This window comes from Fusicatenibacter saccharivorans (assembly GCF_027667425.1).
GTDB classification, from domain to species: domain Bacteria; phylum Bacillota; class Clostridia; order Lachnospirales; family Lachnospiraceae; genus Fusicatenibacter; species Fusicatenibacter saccharivorans.
Window position 1 is genome coordinate 16,690 of the sequence record NZ_JAQEGR010000006.1, and the last position, 19,736, is coordinate 36,425.

General features: G+C 52.4%; 17 protein-coding genes and 1 riboswitch. Of the genes, 15 read left to right on the plus strand and 2 right to left on the minus strand.

From position 1 onward, the window contains the following. Positions 1-148: 148 nt before the first annotated feature. Together PGS38_RS06925 and PGS38_RS06930 are read right to left on the minus strand one after the other, a co-directional pair. Positions 149-1,429: a metallopeptidase TldD-related protein gene (locus PGS38_RS06925; RefSeq protein WP_119188543.1), complete on the minus strand. Its 1,281-nt coding sequence runs from the start codon at positions 1,427-1,429 to the stop codon at positions 149-151. Beyond that, positions 1,429-2,850: a TldD/PmbA family protein gene (locus PGS38_RS06930; RefSeq protein WP_117760983.1), complete on the minus strand. Its 1,422-nt coding sequence runs from the start codon at positions 2,848-2,850 to the stop codon at positions 1,429-1,431. Before PGS38_RS06930 ends, PGS38_RS06925 begins: the two co-directional genes overlap by 1 nt. A 244-nt stretch (positions 2,851-3,094) precedes the next feature. Between PGS38_RS06930 and PGS38_RS06935 the strand changes: the two genes are divergently transcribed. From PGS38_RS06935 to PGS38_RS07005, 15 genes are all read left to right on the plus strand, one after another. Further along, positions 3,095-4,024, plus strand: a complete 930-nt coding sequence (locus PGS38_RS06935) for a beta-ketoacyl-ACP synthase III (protein WP_117801509.1) — start codon at positions 3,095-3,097, stop codon at positions 4,022-4,024. Positions 4,025-4,075: 51 nt separating this feature from the next. Further along, positions 4,076-4,303, plus strand: a complete 228-nt coding sequence (gene acpP, locus PGS38_RS06940) for an acyl carrier protein (RefSeq protein WP_022462597.1) — start codon at positions 4,076-4,078, stop codon at positions 4,301-4,303. Positions 4,304-4,333: 30 nt separating this feature from the next. Then, the gene (gene fabK / locus PGS38_RS06945) at positions 4,334-5,272 is read left to right on the plus strand and encodes an enoyl-[acyl-carrier-protein] reductase FabK (protein ID WP_022462596.1); all 939 of its coding nucleotides are present in this window, start codon (positions 4,334-4,336) and stop codon (positions 5,270-5,272) included. Then, complete coding sequence (gene fabD, locus PGS38_RS06950) at positions 5,269-6,189, plus strand: ACP S-malonyltransferase (protein ID WP_117760987.1); 921 nt, start codon at positions 5,269-5,271, stop codon at positions 6,187-6,189. The genes fabK and fabD overlap by 4 nt, the downstream gene beginning before the upstream one ends. 28 nt (positions 6,190-6,217) lie before the next feature. Beyond that, positions 6,218-6,958 (plus strand): 3-oxoacyl-[acyl-carrier-protein] reductase, encoded by a 741-nt coding sequence (gene fabG, locus PGS38_RS06955; protein ID WP_022462594.1) that lies wholly within the window; start codon positions 6,218-6,220, stop codon positions 6,956-6,958. A 16-nt stretch (positions 6,959-6,974) separates the two neighbouring features. After that, positions 6,975-8,210 (plus strand): beta-ketoacyl-ACP synthase II, encoded by a 1,236-nt coding sequence (gene fabF / locus PGS38_RS06960; RefSeq protein WP_055227403.1) that lies wholly within the window; start codon positions 6,975-6,977, stop codon positions 8,208-8,210. 36 nt (positions 8,211-8,246) lie between these two features. Then, on the plus strand, positions 8,247-8,762 hold the full coding sequence (accB, locus tag PGS38_RS06965) for an acetyl-CoA carboxylase biotin carboxyl carrier protein (protein ID WP_117801508.1): 516 nt from the start codon (positions 8,247-8,249) through the stop codon (positions 8,760-8,762). Between the two features lie 26 nt (positions 8,763-8,788). Beyond that, positions 8,789-9,226 (plus strand): 3-hydroxyacyl-ACP dehydratase FabZ, encoded by a 438-nt coding sequence (fabZ, locus tag PGS38_RS06970; protein ID WP_022462591.1) that lies wholly within the window; start codon positions 8,789-8,791, stop codon positions 9,224-9,226. Further along, entirely contained in the window at positions 9,223-10,569 is a 1,347-nt protein-coding gene (locus tag PGS38_RS06975; RefSeq protein WP_118659233.1) for an acetyl-CoA carboxylase biotin carboxylase subunit, read from the plus strand. Before fabZ ends, PGS38_RS06975 begins: the two co-directional genes overlap by 4 nt. 557 nt (positions 10,570-11,126) lie before the next feature. Further along, entirely contained in the window at positions 11,127-12,836 is a 1,710-nt protein-coding gene (locus PGS38_RS06980; protein WP_082424902.1) for an acetyl-CoA carboxylase carboxyltransferase subunit alpha, read from the plus strand. 705 nt (positions 12,837-13,541) lie between these two features. Then, positions 13,542-13,946 carry a YbaN family protein gene (locus PGS38_RS06985; RefSeq protein WP_118639964.1) on the plus strand — a complete coding sequence of 135 codons (405 nt, stop codon included), beginning with the start codon at positions 13,542-13,544 and terminating at the stop codon, positions 13,944-13,946. Next, positions 13,943-14,290: a nitrous oxide-stimulated promoter family protein gene (locus PGS38_RS06990; protein WP_022462170.1), complete on the plus strand. Its 348-nt coding sequence runs from the start codon at positions 13,943-13,945 to the stop codon at positions 14,288-14,290. The genes PGS38_RS06985 and PGS38_RS06990 overlap by 4 nt, the downstream gene beginning before the upstream one ends. Positions 14,291-14,303: 13 nt before the next feature. Further along, positions 14,304-16,043 carry an ABC transporter ATP-binding protein/permease gene (locus tag PGS38_RS06995; RefSeq protein ID WP_118639965.1) on the plus strand — a complete coding sequence of 580 codons (1,740 nt, stop codon included), beginning with the start codon at positions 14,304-14,306 and terminating at the stop codon, positions 16,041-16,043. Beyond that, a complete protein-coding gene (locus PGS38_RS07000) occupies positions 16,043-17,773 on the plus strand; it encodes an amino acid ABC transporter ATP-binding/permease protein (RefSeq protein ID WP_118640079.1) in 1,731 nt (576 codons plus the stop codon). The genes PGS38_RS06995 and PGS38_RS07000 overlap by 1 nt, the downstream gene beginning before the upstream one ends. A gap of 63 nt (positions 17,774-17,836) precedes the next feature. Continuing rightward, a riboswitch (cobalamin riboswitch) is annotated at positions 17,837-18,030 on the plus strand. A gap of 294 nt (positions 18,031-18,324) precedes the next feature. Further along, positions 18,325-19,629, plus strand: a complete 1,305-nt coding sequence (locus PGS38_RS07005; RefSeq protein ID WP_117761012.1) for a sirohydrochlorin cobaltochelatase — start codon at positions 18,325-18,327, stop codon at positions 19,627-19,629. Positions 19,630-19,736 lie beyond the last annotated feature (107 nt).

Sequence of the window (19,736 nt, forward strand, 5' to 3'; positions counted from 1 at the left end):
GGTCGTTGTTCCGGATTTTGGAAGCAAAAAGAAATCCAGAAGACGAAGAAAAGACTGAACATAAACACAGAAAATTAAAAAGGAGCATCTCCGGTTTCGAACTTGAAACCTGGAGATGCTCCTTTTTCGTATGCTGCAGAATGAAAAATTATTCTCCCGCCACCGTCACATCCCGCAGCAGTACCGCACACGGTACCACGCGGTTGTTTATCTGCTGTGTCTCTTTCGAGAAAGTCAGATTTTTCAGCACATCGTCATAACGGGCGGAAAGTGATCCGCTGGTTGTCGGATGGGAGGTGGTTCCGTCGCTCTCATACGCGAGCCGGATCTCACCGCCGCAGGTGCCGCTTACGGCATCCATATCAAACGCACTGAAATCGGTGATTTCTATATGCGGCATGCTGCGCAGCTCGTCGAGTGTTTTCGAACCGCCTTCAACTACCATGTTATTCATGGAAGTAGTATCCTTCATGCCGATATAATGGGCATGCTGAAGGCTGCCCCAGTAGGAGCGGCAGATGCCGTTTTCAAACAGAACGCGCTCGGCTGCCGGCATACCGGTTTCGTCGTACGGCGCGTTTTTGGCAGAGCCGTCGAGCGTCGGCACGAGGCGGATATTCAGCGGATCCGCATCCGCACCGGTGATGGCTTCACCAATTTTTGCCTTTGCGACGCCCATGTACTGATAAGAAGCATTGGTATGCATAGCAAAATACTGGAAGAAACTGCCGACGGCGTCTCCGCTTAAGAGAACATCGGCGTGCTCGTTCTGGCGGGTCGGAACAGCATTCAGACGCTGGCGGCCAGTGTGGAACATTCCGCGCACTTCGGCGATGATCTTCTCGGCAGATTTGTCGGAGAAGCGGAGATCCTTGTAGATCTCAATCTCATGATCATCCTTGCGGGAGTTTGTGACAACCTCGATCTCGCAGTCAAAGCCGGAGAAGGTGACATCGACACCGCGGGAATTGCGGATGTGTGTCTGCTTCTGGTTGACGAAAATCTCATAGGAGTTTACGCGGGAATCCTCTTCCGCCTTGATTTCCTGCATAGCCTGCACCAGTTTTACGAGTTCAGCGGTAAGATCGCGGGAAGCATCAGCCGTGTCGGCGCTTGCCTGGGCATCCGATGGCTCTGCAACAGGGTACCATGGGTTCTGCACAAACTGTGCGGCGAACAGCGCCTGGTCAATTTCCTGCTTCATTTCTTCGCGGGAAATGCCCTGGTGGATCTCTTTTTCTGCGCTTCCGCGGAATTTTCCATCCTCACTGTCGACAAAGACGGTCAGAAACGTATGAGTTACTTTTTTCGCGCGGCTCATGTCGAGCTTCTGACCGATGAAAAATGCCTCGCGGGATTCGGTCTGCTCTTCGCGGATCAGAAAGTCGCTGGCTTTGCTTGCTTTTAATACATCGTATAATTTGTTCATCAGCCTAACCTCACTTTACATTTCAGATACGGGCCGCCATCGCTGACTTTGACCCATTCTTTGTGACCTTTTCCGCACATGCCGGAGCCGAAGAGCTCTTCTTTGTCGGAAACCATGGAGATGCTCTTTAAGAGATCCGGAACGTAGCCGGTCAGGGTGACAGGAGATACGACTTTTCCGGTCAGCTTACCATCTTTGATCTCGCGGCCGAGTCCGACCATGCACTGGATGCCCCAGTGTTTCGGGTCTTCCATACCGGACTGAACGCTTTCGAGAAGATAGCCGTGCTCAATCGAAGCGATCATATCATCGAGTTTATCTGTGCCTGCGGTGAAGTAGGTGTTGGTCATACGGGAGTAGACTTTGCGCTCGAAGCTCTCGCGTTTTCCGTTTCCGGTCGGCGTGGTGCCAAGGCGGAGTGCGCTTACGAGATCGCTGATGCCGGTAACGAGTGTACCGTGGTCGATGACCGTGGTGTCGGTGCCGAGCGTTCCCTCATCATCAAAAAGATAACTGCTGACCTGCTGTGCGCCGACTGCTCCGTCGTGCATGGAGGAGAGCTGGGAGGCAACAGGCTTGCCGATATACTCTTTGGCGAGTGCGCGGTTTTTGACAAACATATCCATCTCGACACCGTGGCCGAATGCTTCGTGTGCAATCACGCCGGTGACATCCGGTGCGGTGATGACATCGTACATGCCAGGAATGACCGGATCGGAGTGGAGCTTGTCGTACAGAACGGCGATGATTTCCTCAACAATCGCATCCATCTCATTTAAGATTTCCACGCCTTTCAGGCCGGAGCAGGAACGGTACGACATATTCTGTTTTCCGTTTTCTGTGCCGATTGCGGAAAGGGAGCCCTCCGAGAAAGCGTAGGACTGCATCAGATCCTTTTTGGAGGAGAGGAACAGCTTGTTGACACGGGCGAAGCTGACGGTACTCTGGAATTCCAGAATTCCTTCATGGGCAGCGCCGGCGTTGCAGAGCTTCCGAAGGTGGGAGAGAATCTCCTCTGCGGAGACGGTCTCCGGGTCAATCTCGATTTCATTCTGCATCGTTTTGGTGATGGCTTCTTCCTGCACGAGAGGAGACTCCATCTGCGCGATGCCGAGTGCCTTTAATGCCTGAAATTCGGATTTCAGCGCGGAAGTAATTTCCTCCGCAAGATCTGCGGCATCGGTGAGGTTGTTGAAGGAATATTCGGTGTAGGAACCGTCCTGCCATGCACGGACAACGAAGCCGCGTTCACAGAAGTGATAATCGCCGACGGTGGTCTGATGCATGCTGACGCGGTAGGTCGTACCTTTGACATCGGTGCAGAGCACGCTGACATAATCGAATTCGCGCTCGAGCAGACGGATCAGTTCCTGAATCTGTGGTTTGATTTCCACAAGATAGGATGACATTGGAACCTGCATAAGTTTGGTGTCCTTTCTGGAGCCTGCCGGAGTGTTCGATAGAGAACCTGCGCCGGGGCTCAAAATAATAGAATCCGGAAAAAATAGTTTCGAAAAAATCCCGAACATAGTTTCATTATAGAAGTGGGAAATGGAAAAAGCAATAAAAAAAGGTTGACAAAATGAATTTTGATGATATACTTTGAATATCAAAACATTTGAAAAGAAAAATGTTTGAGAATGAAATAAGCAAGAGGACAGTAAGGTGAAAAACGGCAGAATTGCGGGAACCGGTTCGTATGTACCGGAGACGATATGGAAAAATGAAGATCTGGAAAAGATGGTGGATACGAGCGATATCTGGATCCGGGAGCGGACGGGAATCGGTGCGCGCCACATAGCCGGGGAGGAGACAGTTGCCCAAATGGCAGTAAAGGCGGCGAGAAGAGCGCTGGAAAATGCCGGGATCTGTTCGACAGAGCTGGATCTGATTCTTGTCGGAACCTCTTCGTCGGAGAGTATCTTTCCGAATACCGCCTGTCTTGTGCAGGATGAAATCGGTGCTTTCCGTGCCGCCTGTCTCGATGTCAGCGCCGCCTGCACCGGGTTTCTTGCGGTGTATGAACTGGGCCAGCTGTATATCCGGAGCGGCAAGGCAAAAAACGTGCTGCTGATCGGCGCAGATGCCCTGAGCCGCCTGGTGGACTGGCACGACCGCGGAACCTGCATTCTGTTCGGGGACGGCGCGGGAGCCATTGTGCTGACGGCGGAGGAACAGGAGACAAAAGCGTGCGAAAAGATCCATTCCGATGGAGAAAAAGGCGTGTCGCTGACCTGCGAAAAGGGAACGTATCTGCAGATGGACGGCCGTGCCGTGTTCCAGTTTGCCTTATCCCGCGTGCCGGAAGTCATCCGCGAGGTGCTCGCGGAAGCCGACATGGCGGTCGAAGAGATTGATGCGTTTATCCTTCATCAGGCAAACAGCCGCATCATCGACGGCGTGGCAAAACGACTGAAGGCACCGAAAGAAAAATTTCCGCGGAATATCGAAGCATACGGCAATACGTGTGCGGCGAGCATTCCGATTCTGCTGGATGAGTGGAACCGGTCTGGCAGAGCCCAAAAAGGACAGAGAATCGTTCTCTCCGGTTTCGGAGCAGGACTGATCTGGGGCGCGGCGTACCTGGAATGGTAAGAAACGCCCATATAAAATAAGAAGAATAAGAAAAAAAGTGAGGACAAAAACATGTTAGAAAAAGTAAAAGAAACCGTAGCAGAAGCACTGGGAGCAGATATCGATACCATCACAGCGGAGACTTCCTTCAAAGAGGATCTCGGAGCAGATTCCCTGGATCTGTTTGAAATGGTCATGTCCCTCGAGGACACCTGCGGCGTGGAAATCCCGACCGAGGATCTGGAAACGATGGTAACTGTCGGTGATGTTGCAGAGTATCTGGAGCAGCACAAAAACTAAGAAAGATCGGGAAGCAGGAGGAAGCGATTCATGATCACAGAAGTGACAAAATTACTCGGGATTCAGTATCCAGTCATTCAGGGCGGCATGGCCTGGGTGGCGGAGCATCATCTGGCAGCGGCAGTTTCCGAGGCCGGCGGCCTTGGCCTCATCGGAGCATCGGCGGCACCGGCAGAGTGGGTTCGGAATGAAATCCGCGAAGCAAAAAAACTGACGGACAAACCGTTCGGCGTCAACATCATGCTGATGAGCCCGTATGCGGATGAGGTGGCAAAAGTGGTTGCCGAGGAAGGCGTAAAAGTCGTTACGACGGGCGCAGGAAATCCGGAGAAATATATGGAACTGTGGAAAAACGCTGGTATCCGCGTCATCCCGGTGGTCGCTTCCGTGGCTCTTGCAAGACGAATGGAGCGTGCAGGCGCAGATGCCGTTGTGGCAGAAGGATGTGAGTCCGGCGGCCATATCGGCGAGACGACAACGATGGCACTCGTTCCGCAGGTGGCAGATGCCGTAAAAATTCCGGTCATTGCGGCCGGTGGAATTGCGGACGGACGCGGCATGGCAGCAGCCTTTATGCTGGGTGCCGAGGCGGTTCAGATGGGAACGCGTTTTGTCGCTTCGAAAGAGGCCGTTGTGCATGAAAATTACAAGCAGCTGGTGATCAAGGCGAAAGATATTGATACCCGCGTGACAGGCCGCACAACCGGTCATCCGGTGCGGGCGATCCGAAATGAGATGACACGCCATTATCTGGAACTGGAAAAAGAGGGAGCTCCGTTCGAAGAGCTGGAAAAACTGACGCTCGGCGGTCTTCGAAGAGCCGTTGTGGACGGCGATGTCAAAACAGGAAGCGTGATGTCCGGTCAGATTGCAGGTATGGTAAAAGACGAGAAAAGCTGCAAAGAAATCATAGAGCAGATGATGAATGAGATGGAAGAACTTCTGAAAGGAGCACCGGCGCGGTTATGAGTAAAACAGCATTTATGTTTCCTGGACAGGGTTCCCAGTGTGTCGGCATGGGCGCGGATTTTTATGAAGCATGTCCGAAAGCGAGAGCCGTCTACGATATGGCATCCGAGCTGATCGGGATTGATATGAAAAGACTCTGTTTTGAGGAAAATGAACATCTGGATCAGACAGAGTTTACCCAGATTGCACTGCTGACAACCGGAATGGCGATGGAGCAGTCCATCCGGGCGTGCGGCCTTACGCCGGATGTGACAGCGGGCCTCAGCCTTGGCGAGTACAACGCGATTGTGTCCGCCGGCGGTATGGAAATGGCGGATGCGATGAAGGTCGTCCGCAGAAGAGGCATCCTGATGGAGGAGGCCGTTCCGGCAGGCGAGGGCGCGATGGCGGCGGTGCTCGGCATGGAAGCTGCAAAAATCGAAGAGATTTTGAGCGGGATTTCCGGCGCCTACATTGCCAATTACAACTGCCCGGGTCAGATTGTCATCACCGGATATGAGGCGGCAGTGGCAGAGGCTTCGGAAAAGTTAAAAGAAGCAGGCGCAAAGCGGGTACTTCCGCTGAACGTAAGCGGCCCGTTCCATTCCCCGATGATGGAAGCTGCGTCCCAGGGGCTGACCGAAGCGCTCGAGGGCGTCGGCTTTATGGAGTTGAAGATTCCGTATGTGACGAATGTAACCGGCCAGTATGTGCGTGACATTGCACTGACGCGCGGCCTTCTGATCCAGCAGGTGGCATCCGGTGTGCGGTGGCAGCAGAGCATCGAGGCAATGATTGCGGACGGCGTTGATACCTTCGTGGAGATCGGACCGGGAAGAACACTGACCGGCTTTTTAAGAAAAATCAACCGGGATGTAAAAGGTTACAATATCCGCACCTATGAGGAAATGCATCAGGTGTGCGAAACTTTATTATAGATAGTGGATTATGCAGCAGGAGAATGAGATGTTAAGTGGAAAAACAGCAGTAGTAACGGGCGCATCCCGCGGAATCGGGCGTGCGATTGCAGAAAAACTGGCGGCGGAGGGAGCCTTTGTTGTCATCAATTACAATGGTTCAAAAGAGGCGGCCGAAACCGTGCTTGCGGGAATCCGCGCGGCAGGAGGAGACGGCTGCGTGATGCAGTGCAATGTATCGGATTTTGCGGCGTGTGAAGCGTGGATGAAGGAAATTCTTGCTTTGTATGGGAAAATCGATATTCTGGTCAACAACGCGGGCATCACAAAGGACGGCCTTCTGATGGGCATGTCGGAGGAAGCCTTCGACCGTGTCATTGAGACAAACCTCAAGGGAACGTTCAACTGCATCCGCTTTGCGGCACGGCCGATGATCCGCCAGAAGAGCGGCTGCATCATCAACATGGCTTCTGTGGTCGGCGTGGCAGGAAACGCCGGACAGGCAAATTATGCGGCATCGAAAGCAGGTGTGATCGGCCTGACGAAAACAGCGGCACGGGAACTGGCATCCCGCGGCATCCGCGTCAATGCGATTGCGCCGGGCTTTATTGAGACCGATATGACGGAGGTTCTTTCGGATAAAGTGAAAGAAGCATCCGTATCCCAGATTCCTCTCGGCCATTTCGGAAAGCCGGAGGATGTGGCAAACCTGGCCGCATTTCTGGCATCCGAAGCGGCAGCTTACATCACCGGACAGGTGATTCACTGCGACGGCGGCATGGTGATCTAAGAAAAGGAGAGTTGGAATGAAGAGAAGAGTAGTCATCACAGGGCTGGGTGCGGTAACCCCGATTGGAAATACCGTGGAGGAATTCTGGAACGGCGTCCGCAAGGGAGCCTGCGGAATCGGAACGATTACGAAATTTGATACAGCAGAATATAAAGTACATCTGGCAGGCGAGGTCAAAGGCTTCGTGGCAAAAGAACGCATGGATTTCAAGGCGGCAAGACGAATGGGAACTTTCTCCCAGTATGCCGTTGCGGCAGCAAAAGAAGCGTTTGCAGATGCCGGCATTTCCATGGAGAATGAAGATCCGTTCCGCGTCGGCGTTCTGGTGGGCTCCGGCGTCGGTGATCTGAATGCATGCGAGCAGGCGAAAGCCAAAATTGATGCCGGAAATCCGTCCCGCGTCAACCCGTTTACCGTTCCGGTGATGATTGCGAACATGGCGGCGGGAAACGTTGCGATTGCACTCGGCGCGAAAGGAAAATGTACCAGCGTGGTAACGGCGTGTGCGACAGGAACGCACTGCATTGGCGATGCCTTCCGCGCAATTCAGTACAACGACGCGGACATCTGTGTGGCAGGCGGCGCGGAGAGCGCAATTACGCCGGTCGGCGTGGCAGGCTTTTCGGCACTGACCGCACTTTCCGAGTCGGAAGATCCGCTGCGGGCTTCGATTCCGTTTGATAAAGACCGGAACGGTTTCGTCATGGGCGAGGGCGCCGGCATTCTCGTACTTGAGGAGCTGGAGCATGCGAAACAGCGCGGCGCGAAGATCTATGCAGAGGTAGTCGGATACGGCGCAACCTGCGATGCGTACCACATTACTTCTCCATTGGAAGATGGAAGCGGTGCGGCACGTGCGATGGAGCTTGCGATGGAAGAAGCGGGAGTAAAACCGGAAGAAGTTACTTATATTAATGCACACGGAACGTCCACACATCACAACGATCTGTTTGAAACGCGTGCGATCCGGAAAGCCTTCGGTGATGCGGCAGACCATGTGCTGGTCAACTCGACGAAATCGATGGTCGGTCATCTGCTTGGCGCGGCAGGCGGTGTGGAAGCTGTTGTCTGTGCGAAATCCATTCAGGACGGCTTCGTGCATCAGACGATTGGAACAAAGGAAGCAGATGCGGAATGCGATCTGAATTACTGCATCGGCGCTCCGGTGGAAACCGATGTGAAACTGGCAATGAGCAATTCCCTTGGTTTTGGCGGCCACAATGCGGTGCTGCTGTTTCAGAAATATGAATAAAGCGGCATCGTGTTCCGGTGCAGAAAGGAAAATAAGATGGAATTAGATCAGATTTTACAGTTGATTGATAAAGTTTCGGATTCTTCGCTGACCGCGTTTGATTACGAGGCTGATGGGATCAAGATTGCCATGGAGCATGGAAAAGCAGCTCCGGTGCAGGTGCAGATGAGCGGGGTTCCATCCGGTGCCGGTCTGCAGATGGCAGAGATGATGGGCGGAGCAAATGGCGTGACAGCGAAAGAAGCAGCCATGCCGGAGAGAAAAGAAACGGCAGGAAAAAATACAACGGCTGAGGAGCACAGTGAAGCAGAAGAAGGCGTTTTTGTGACATCCCCGCTGGTCGGAACGTTTTACACAGCTCCGGCAGAGGATGCCGAGCCGTTTGTGAAGGTTGGCGACACCGTGAAAAAGGGACAGGTCGTAGCAATCGTGGAGGCCATGAAGCTGATGAATGAGATCGAGAGTGAAGTGGACGGCGTGATTGCGGAGGTTCTGGTGAAAAACGGCGAGATGGTTGATTACGGAAAACCGCTGTTCCGGGTGAAAGCGTAAAGCCGGGACGAGAAAGGAAGCAGCGAATGAACAGTTTGACAACGAAACAGATTCAGGAGATTATTCCACACAGACATCCGTTTCTGCTGGTGGATTACATAGAAGATTTTGAACCGGGCGAATTCGGTATTGGATACAAATGTGTGACGTACCGCGAGGACTTTTTTGCCGGTCATTTTCCGCAGGAGCCGGTGATGCCGGGCGTGCTGATTATCGAGGCGCTGGCGCAGGTCGGTGCGGTTGCGATTCTTTCTCTTGACGAGAATAAGGGAAAAATTGCATTTTTCGGCGGCATCAACAAGTGCCGCTTTAAGGGAAAAGTGAAACCGGGAGACAAGCTTCGTCTGGAGACGAAAATTATCCGCCACAAGGGACCGATGGGCGTCGGGGAAGCGGTTGCTTCGGTTGACGGCAAGGTGGTCGCGCAGGCGGAACTGACCTTTATGGTGGGGGCAGCACAATGATTCGAAAAGTTTTGATTGCAAACCGTGGGGAGATCGCGGTCCGGATTATCCGGGCATGCCGTGAGATGGGAATTCTCACGGTTGCTGTTTATTCGGAGGCGGACCGGGAGGCACTGCATGCGCAGCTCGCGGATGAGGCGGTGTGCATCGGGCCGGCACCGTCGAAGGACAGTTATTTAAATATGGAACGTATTTTGAGTGCGGCGCTTGTGACGGGGGCGGATGCGGTTCATCCGGGATTTGGATTCCTGTCGGAGAACAGCACGTTTGCGCGGAGATGCCAGGAGTGCCACATTACGTGGATTGGGCCGTCGCCTGAGGTGATGGACCGTCTGGGTAATAAGTCTGAGGCGCGAAATACGATGCAGGCAGCCGGTGTGCCGGTGATTCCGGGGACGAAGGAACCTGTTTTTGACTGGGAGACGGGTCTTTCTGAGGCCGACCGGATTGGTTTTCCGGTGATGATTAAGGCGGCGCTTGGAGGCGGCGGCAAGGGTATGCGCATGGCGGAGACGCGCGGGGAGTTCCAGAGTGCGTTTCAGACGGCGCAGAAGGAGGCTAAAAGTTCGTTTGCGGACGGGACGATGTATGTGGAGCGGCTGATTCGTCATCCACGTCATGTGGAGTTTCAGATTATGGCGGACTCGTTCGGGAATGTGATTCATCTGGGGGAGCGGGACTGTTCGATTCAGAGGAATCATCAGAAGATGATTGAGGAGTCGCCTTGTGTGGCGATTGATGACACGCTGCGGGAGCGGATGGGCTCGGCGGCGGTCCGGGCGGCGAAGGCGGCGCATTATGCGAATGCGGGGACGATTGAGTTTCTGCTGGAGCCGGACGGGAATTTTTATTTTATGGAGATGAATACGCGGATTCAGGTGGAGCATCCGGTGACGGAGTGGGTCACGGGGGTGGATCTGATTCAGGAGCAGCTTCGGGTGGCTTCGGGGATGCCGCTGTCGGTGACGCAGGGGGAGGTACGGCTTTCGGGTCATGCGATTGAGTGCAGGATTAATGCGGAGAATCCGGCGAAGAATTTCAGGCCTTGTCCGGGGAAGATTACGGAGATGCATCTGCCTGGGGGATTTGGAGTACGGGTGGATACGGCGGCGTATGACGGGTATGTGATTCCGGCGTTTTATGATTCGATGCTGGCGAAGCTGATTGTGCATGGGAGGACGCGTGAGGAGGCGATTGCGCGGATGAGGAGTGCGCTGGGGGAAGTCGTCATCGAGGGAGTCGACACTAACGTTGATTATTTGTATTCTATTTTAAATGAAGAGGAGTATCTGGCCGGGAGGGCGGATATTGAGTTTGTGGAGCGGTTGACGGAGAGATTGTGAGAGACGGACGCCGCCCGGCAGTACAGCAGAGGGGGACGGCGCGGTTTCAGAGGAAAGAAACACTAAGGACTCCAGCATTTGCTAAAACCATTTTCAAAAATCCAAAACTCGCTGTCGCTCAGACAGTTGGATTTTTGAAAATAACGCAAATGCTGGAAGCCTAAGTGTTTCTATAGCAATCCCCGAAAATAATGCAAAAAATTCAGCACCGCAGAGCGTGAATTACTGCGTCACAGATTTTCGTCGTACCCCGGTACGCCTTCAAATCTGTTCCTTGCAATTCGCGCTCTGCAGCACTGCCTTTTTTGCATTATTTTCGGGTCTTGCTATAGTTCCTCCTGCAAATGCGCCGTCCCCCTCTGCTGTACTGCCGGGCGGCTGAGATCAGACACACGACTGGGAGAGTGTGGTCAGCGACACCGCGGGGCGGTGCGGCTGGGATGACAGGAGTGAGCGGTGAAGAGAGAATGAATGCCTCGATGGGTGAGGTGTGAGGTTGGAAGATTGTTATGGTGACAATAGAGTGAAAGTGTTATGACGTAAGGAGTGATGGTGGTATGATGCTGGGTAAGTATTTTAAGAAGACGGTGTTTCGGAAGGAGCACACGGCGGATGGGGTGGTGCCGGAGGCGCCGCAGGGGATTTTGAAGAAGTGTAATGCTTGTAAGGGGGCTATTTTTACGGAGGATGTGAAGAGGAATCTTTATATTTGTCCGAAGTGTGGGAATTATTTTCGGGTGCATGCGTATCGGAGGATTGAGTTTCTTCTGGATGATGGGAGTTTTGAGGAATGGGATCAGGGGATGACGGCGGGGAATCCGCTGGGGTTTCCGGGGTATGAAGAGAAGGTGAGGGCTCTGCAGGAGAGAACAGGACTTACGGAGGCTGTTGTGACTGGTAAGGGACGGATCAACGGGATGGAGACGGTGATCGGGGTCTGTGATGGCAGGTTTATGATGGCCAGTATGGGTGAGGCTGTTGGGGAGAAGATTACGCGGGCGGTGGAGAGGGCGACGAAGCTTTCGCTGCCGGTGATTTTGTTTGCGTGCTCGGGAGGGGCGCGGATGCAGGAGGGGATTGTTTCTCTGATGCAGATGGCGAAGACGTCGGCGGCGCTGAAAAGACACAGTGATGCGGGGCTTTTGTATGTGAGTGTGCTGACGGACCCGACGACGGGCGGCGTGACAGCAAGCTGGGCGATGCTGGGGGATATTATTCTGGCGGAGCCGCATGCGCTGATCGGGTTTGCGGGGCCGAGGGTTATTGAGCAGACAATAGGACAGAAACTGCCGAAAGGGTTCCAGCGGGCGGAGTTTCTGGTGGAGCATGGGTTTGTGGATCGGATTCTGCCAAGAGAAGAGGCGAAAGAGGTGCTGTCGGAGATTCTGCGGATGCATGGGAAAGATATCGAAGTTTCCTCGGAAGTGCTGACTTTGGGGGATGGAGACGTGAAGCGGTCTTTGGCAGCACCAGAAACGGGAGAGAAAACATCGGCTTGGGACTGTGTGCAGAAAGCGCGGAAAAAGGACCGACCGGTGGGAGAAGATTATATTCGGGAGCTGTTTCCTGATTTTATTGAGTTTCATGGTGATCGACTGTATGGCGATGATGCGGCGATCATCGGCGGTATTGCATCGTTTGACGGCACACCGGTCACGGTCATCGCCGAGGCGAAAGGCGCGGATACGAAAGAAAACATCCGCCGCAATTTCGGCATGCCGTCCCCGGAGGGCTACCGCAAAGCCCTGCGTCTGATGAAACAGGCCGAAAAATTCCACAGGCCTGTTATCTGTCTCGTAGACACCCCAGGCGCCTTCTGCGGAATGGAAGCCGAAGAACGCGGCCAGGGCGAGGCGATTGCGCGGAACCTGTATGAAATGTCAGCGTTAAAAACGCCGGTTCTTTCTATTGTCATTTCAGAAGGCGGCAGCGGCGGTGCACTGGCACTCGCCGTGGCGGATGAAGTGTGGATGATGCAGAATGCCATCTACTCCATCCTGTCGCCGGAGGGATTTGCAAGCATCCTGTGGAAAGACGGCAAACGCGCGCCGGAGGCCGCCGAGGTGATGAAGCTGACGGCGGGGGATTTGAAGGAACTGGGAATTGTAGAAGAGATTGTGGAAGAGCCGGGGGAGTTTACGGTGGACACAATGCCAGTGGTGTGTGAAGAATTGAGAGGCAAAATTCTGAGATTCCTGGAAAAGTATGAGAAGATGGATGGGGAAGAACTGGTAGAGGAGAGGTATCGGAGATTTCGGGATATGTGAAAAGAAGATTTTGACATATTCTGAAATGCATGATATTATGATATTGAAAAGAGTGCTACCGATAGACGGTTAGTCCATATTTATTGGTTTATGTAAAAATAGTCGCCAAAGTTTGCAGGACTGGGCGGCTATTTTTGTGATTTCGCAGTATCTTTGCCGAAGTTGTATCCAAGGCTAAAGCAGGTTAAGCCGAAACTTACAACTGCTATGAAGTCGATAATACTCATGGCTTAGCCCTCCTTTCCAAGGAATTCCCATATAAAGGGTTTCTATGTAATCGGAGAGTCACAGTCCCTCCGTAGAAGGACTAACCGCCTACCGTTATGGCAGCACCCGTATATTGAGTATAACATCAATGGATTGACGGATGAACTGAAGGCGCAGCGTCGCCCTCCGTGAGGGCGTGAGTTGAAATGATGCGTCCCCACACAACCGGCCCGATTCCTTTGTCGCCCTCCGTGAGTTGAATCTTCAAACATTGGCGGAATTATTTAGAGTATGATGTATCACACTTCGTGAGTTGAAATAACAGCAGTTATTCTGCAAGCAGAGGAGCGTTCTCTCAGGAGTGAAATGTGTTTGACATGAAAGTTAAATAATGTTAATCTATAACTAGCGTAAGCGACAACTAACCGCTCATGTATTCGCAAGAACCATGAGCGGCTATTTTTCTATTTTAATATTCGGTGAGAAAGGAGGAAAATTATGAAGAGTCCATTTAAAATATTTTGGATCGTACTCGGCTTTCTGTGCCTGGGATTTGGCACCATCGGCATTGTGCTTCCGATTCTGCCGACAGTTCCATTCTATATGGCAACCCTGTTCTGCTTTGCGAAAAGTTCGGAACGGCTGCACACCTGGTTTATTGGGACCCAATTATATAAGAAGCATCTCGACAGCTTCGTACAGCATCGGGCGATGACGGTAGGAACGAAATGTAAAATCATCGGGATGGTAACGGTTGTGATGGCGATCGGCTTTTTTGCTATGAAGAATGTGCCGATCGGAAGAATCTGTATTGCTGTGGTATGGATGTGCCATATTTTGTATTTCTTCCTGCGGGTCAAAACCGTAAAAACAGAAGATCATATCCTAGGAGAAACAAAATGAACAAAGTAGAAAAAAAGCGGCAGAAAGAACAGTACGTCGTGGAAGAGATGATCCGCCTGTACTGCCGGAAGAACCATGGAAAAGAGGGGCATGCATCCGGCGGGATGTGTCCGGAATGTCAGAAATTAGCGGACTATGCAAAACAGCGGAGCCAGAAATGTCCCTTCATGGAACAGAAAACATTCTGCGCAAACTGCAAAGTACACTGCTACAAGCCGGAAATGCGGGAAAAGATCCGCGCCGTTATGCGGTTTTCGGGGCCGAGGATGCTGCTGTATCATCCGATTTTAGCTATCTGGCATTTAATCTGCAGCATGAGAGAGAAGCGAAAAGCAAAAGCATAAAAGAGAGGTACTTATGATTAAAACAAGACTGGTGGGGCTGCTGTCCCACGCGAAAAAGTATATCGTGTACACGATTCTGTGGCAGTGGGCGGCGCTTCTGTCGCAGGTGATCGCGGTATTTACGATTGCCGATCTGCTGGAGCGGGTTGTGTATGGCGCGGTAACGGCGACGGCTGTGAAACGGACGGTTTTTATGCTGGCAATTGTTGTTGTGATCCGCTTTTTCTGCGAGCGGATGGGTGCGAGGTCTTCGTATCTTGCGTGTGTGGATGTGAAACGGATTCTGCGTGAAAAAATTTATGAGAAAATGCTGAAACTGGGGGCATCCTACAGCGAACAGGTATCATCCTCGGAGGTCGTACAGGTATCCACGGAAGGCGTGGAGCAGCTCGAAACCTATTTTGGAAAGTATCTTCCGCAGCTGTTCTACAGCCTGATTGCGCCGCTCACGCTGTTCGCCATCCTCTGCCGGGTGAGCATGAAAGCGAGCGTGATTCTTCTGATCTGTGTGCCGCTGATCCCGATTTCGATTGTGGTTGTGCAGAAGATTGCGAAGAAGCTGCTGAACAAATATTGGAGTATTTACACAGGGCTCGGCGATTCGTTCCTTGAAAATCTGCAGGGTCTGACGACCTTAAAAATCTATCAGGCCGACCAGCAGAAAGCCGACGAGATGGATGTGGAATCCCAGAACTTCCGCCGGATCACGATGAAAGTTCTGACGATGCAGCTCAACTCAACGAGCGTGATGGACATCGTAGCATACGGCGGCGCGGCGGTTGGCATGGCGGTGGCGGTATCGGAATTTCTGAAAGGAAACCTCACCGTGTCCGGCACGCTCTGCATTGTGCTGCTGGCGAGCGAGTTTTTCCTGCCGCTTCGTCTGCTCGGATCATTCTTCCACATCGCGATGAACGGCATGGCGGCGAGTGACAAGATTTTCAAAATCCTCGATCTGCCGGAGCCGCAGACGGGAGAGCGGACGCTGCCGGACGGACCGCTGGATGTCGTGTTGGAGGATGTACATTTTTCCTATGAAGAGGACCGGGAAATCTTAAAAGGCATTGACCTGACGCTCCCGGCGGGCAGTTTTGTATCACTGGTCGGCGAATCCGGCTGCGGAAAGAGTACGATCGCGGGCATCCTTGCGGCAAAGAACCGCGGATATGCGGGAAGCATCACCCTGGGCGGCGTGCCGCTCTCGGAAGTCAATGAGACGGATCTGATGAAGCACGTTGTTCTGGTCCGCCACAACAGTTACTTATTTAAAGGAACCGTAGAAGAGAACCTGCGCATGGCGAAACCGGATGCGACGAAGGAGGAGATGGAGGCGGTTCTGCAGAAAGTCAATCTGCTGGGATTCTTACAGACACAGAACGGACTGCAGACAGAGCTTCTCGAAAAAGCAGGAAACCTCTCCGGCGGCCAGTGCCAGCGTCTTGTGATTGCGCGGGCGCTGCTTCGGAGCGACAGTGCGGTGTATATCTTTGATGAAGCCGCATCGAATATTGATGTCGAGAGTGAAGAGCTGATCATGAATGTGATTCATGAACTCGCAAAGACGAAAACGGTATTGCTGATTTCCCACCGCCTTGCGAACGTCGTACAGTCAGATCAGATTTATTTCCTGAAAAACGGTACCATCTGCGAGCGTGGAACGCATGCGGAACTGATGGAACAGAACGGCGCATACCGTCATCTGTACGACAGCCAGATGGTACTGGAAAACTATGGAAAGCAGGGGAATGCATGATGCACGAGAAGAAAAATACAGCAAAACGCAGAAGCGCCCTCCGGATTATGGGAAGCCTGATCGGGCTGGTGAAGCCATTGCTTCATATTATGATGGCGGCAATTATTCTTGGAACAATGGGATATTTATGTGCGATCTTCCTGACGATTCTGGCAGGACAGGTCATCGTGCATGGCTTACTGACGGGCGCGGCAGGGACGAGCCTTTCGGTGCAAAACATGTGGCTTGTACATACCCCGGTAAAAACGATACTCACGGTGATGATCGTGATCGCGGTGCTGCGCGGCATTCTGCATTATGCGGAGCAGTACTGCAACCACTTTATTGCTTTTAAACTGCTGGCGATCATCCGCCATAAAGTGTTTGCAGCTTTGCGGAAGCTCTGCCCGGCGAAGCTGGAAGGACGGGACAAAGGAAATCTGATTTCGATTATCACAACCGATATCGAACTTCTGGAAGTATTCTATGCGCATACGATTTCCCCGATTGCGATTGCAGCATTAACTTCTTTGATTATGGTATGCTTCATTGGAAGATACCATGTTCTGGCAGGGCTGCTTGCACTTGCGGCGTATCTGACGGTCGGCGTTGTGATCCCGATGTGGAACGGAAAGCGCGGAAGCCAGAAAGGAATGGAGTTCCGGACAGGCTTTGGCGAGCTGAACAGCTTCGTGCTGGATTCCCTGCGTGGCCTCGACGAGACGATTCAGTACGGACAGGGCGAAAAACGGAAAGAGCAGATGTCAGGGCGGTCGAAAGAACTGGCTTCTGTGCAGGAAAACTTAAGCCGCATGGAAGGCTCCCAGCGGTCTGTCACCAACATGGTGATTCTTCTGGCATCGTTCGGCATGCTGGCACTGACGATCTATCTTTACACGAAAGGCGGGATCGGATTTGAGGGAGTCCTGACCTGCACAATCGCGATGATGGGTTCCTTCGGCCCGGTCGTGGCGCTGTCCAGCCTGTCGAATAACCTGAATCAGACGCTGGCAAGCGGCGAGCGTGTGCTTTCCCTTCTCGAGGAAGCGCCGCTGGTGGAAGAAATTCCGGGAGATGCGGCATCCGGCGGTGACCACGCATTTGCAGGAGCCGAGGCGCAGAATGTAACGTTTGCCTACGAAGACGAGACGATTCTGGATCAGTATTCGCTGAAACTGGAACCGGGAAAAATCACCGGCATCCACGGCGCGAGCGGTTCCGGAAAATCGACGATCTTAAAACTTCTGATGCGCTTCTGGGATGTCCAGACGGGGCGCGTTTCCGTGGACGGAGCCGATGTCCGCGAAATCCCGACGAAGTATCTGCGCGATATGGAAAGCTATGTGACGCAGGAGACACATCTGTTCCACGATTCGATTGCGAACAACATCGCTATTGCAAAACCCGGCGCGACGCGGGAAGAAATTATGGAGGCGGCGAAGAAGGCGTCCATACATGATTTCATCATGACACTGCCAAACGGCTACGACACCGAAGTCGGAGAACTCGGCGATACGCTGTCCGGCGGAGAAAAACAGCGGATCGGTATCGCGCGGGCATTCCTGCATGACGCATCCATGATCCTGCTGGACGAGCCGACATCGAATCTTGATTCCTTAAATGAAGGAATTATTCTGAAATCCCTGAAAGAATCGGCAGAAGAGAAAACCATTGTGCTCGTATCGCACAGAGTGTCCACGATGAACGTCGCGGATGTGGTATATGAAATGGAAAATGGCCGGATTTCCTGATTTTACAGCACTTGACAGAGAAAAGACGATGTGCTACACTAACAGTCGTTAAAGAAAAAACAATTAAATATCGATGTGTAAGGTGTCGGACATGCGTGTCCGGTGAAAAGGGAAGCAGGTGTGAATCCTGCACGAACTCGTCACCGTATTTTGCAAGCAGGGGAATGATCCACTGGGAAACCGGGAAGGAGACCGATGCGCTGGAGTCAAATCCTGAAGCAATGAGCCGGGAGACCTGCCTTTCGCAGTACAGGAACGTTACGTTCGTGCCACGAGGAACTGGCAGTACAAAACAGGAAAGCGGACATTTGCCCCACAGCGGGTGAGATGGTTTTCTTTGTGATGAAAATACTGGAAGCCCCTCGTTGAAAAACGAAAGGGCTTCTTTCTATTTACGCGGGCAACGAGCCAAAGTCCGTGCTTGCACGAGACCTTAGCGACTGCCGCGATAACTTGAGAAACTCGCGGAGCGTGTTTCTCATAGTTTGAAATGTAAAACGTCCCCGATATTGGTTGTTGCAAAGATACCAGCAAATGGGAGGAAAACAAAAATGAAAAAGAAACTTGTAGTCGCTTTAATTTCAGCAGCTATGGTAACATCTATGCTCGGCGCATGCGGAAGCAGCAACGCATCCAGCAGCAGCGCAAGCAGCACAGCAACAAGCAGCGTAAGTGCATCTTCCGCATCTGAGGAAGACACCACAGCAGCAAGCAGCAGCGTAAGCGCATCTTCTGCATCTGAAGAGGTATCCGCAGATGCAGACCAGGAGGCAGCAGATAAAGTGGCAGCTTTGATTGACGCAATTTATGTACAGGAAAGAAATGATAACACCGACGAGCAGTGCAAAGAAGCAAAAGAGGCATGGGATGCCCTGACAGACGCACAGAAAGAACTCGTAGAAGGTGAGAACGCAGATCCGGATTACTTCGGAAGAGACACAGGGGATGCTTCCAAGGATGATCCGTTAAACGGAGACGAGATCGGCGAGAATGAGCTTCTGGTTGTAAGCTTTGGTACTTCCTTCAACGACAGCCGTGCTGAGGATATCGGAGGCGTTGAGAAAGCTCTGCAGGCTGCATATCCGGACTGGTCCGTAAGACGTGCCTTCACTGCACAGATCATCATCAACCATGTACAGGCCCGCGATGACGAGAAGATCGACAACGTAGATCAGGCACTGGAAAGAGCTGTAAGCAATGGCGTGAAAAAACTGATTATTCAGCCGACTCATCTGATGCACGGCGCAGAGTACGACGAGCTGAAAGAAGCAGTAGATAGCTATAAAGATAAATTTGAGTCCGTAACCATCGCAGAGCCGCTGCTTGGCGAGGTTGGAAGTGACGCTACCGTAATCAACGAGGACAAACAGGCCGTTGCAGAAGCAATCACGGCACAGGCAGTAAAATCTGCAAATTATGACAGTCTGGATGCAGCAGCAGAGGACGGCACTGCTTTCGTATTTATGGGACATGGTACTTCCCACAATGCAAAAGTAACTTACAGCCAGATGCAGACACAGATGGATACTCTTGGATACAAAAACGTATTCATCGGAACCGTTGAGGGCGAGCCGGAAGAGACCGCCTGCGAGAATGTGATCGAGGCAGTAAAAGCAGCCGGATACAAGAAAGTAATTCTTCGTCCGCTGATGGTTGTTGCAGGTGACCACGCAAACAACGATATGGCAGGCGAGGATGAGGATTCCTGGAAGAGCCAGTTTGAGGCATCCGGTGCATTCGATGAGATCAACACTCAGATCGAAGGTCTTGGAAGAATTGATGCTGTTGAGCAGCTGTATGTACAGCACACCAAGGCAGCTATGGACGGCAACGGCGTTCAGGACGATGCTGAATAATTAGGGGTTGTATTCCGAACGTAAAATAGAGTAAAATAAGATCCGGCAGTACGGCTGAAGAGACTCAGTGTGCTGTCGGATTTTAAGTTGAGCGGATGAAAAAGATC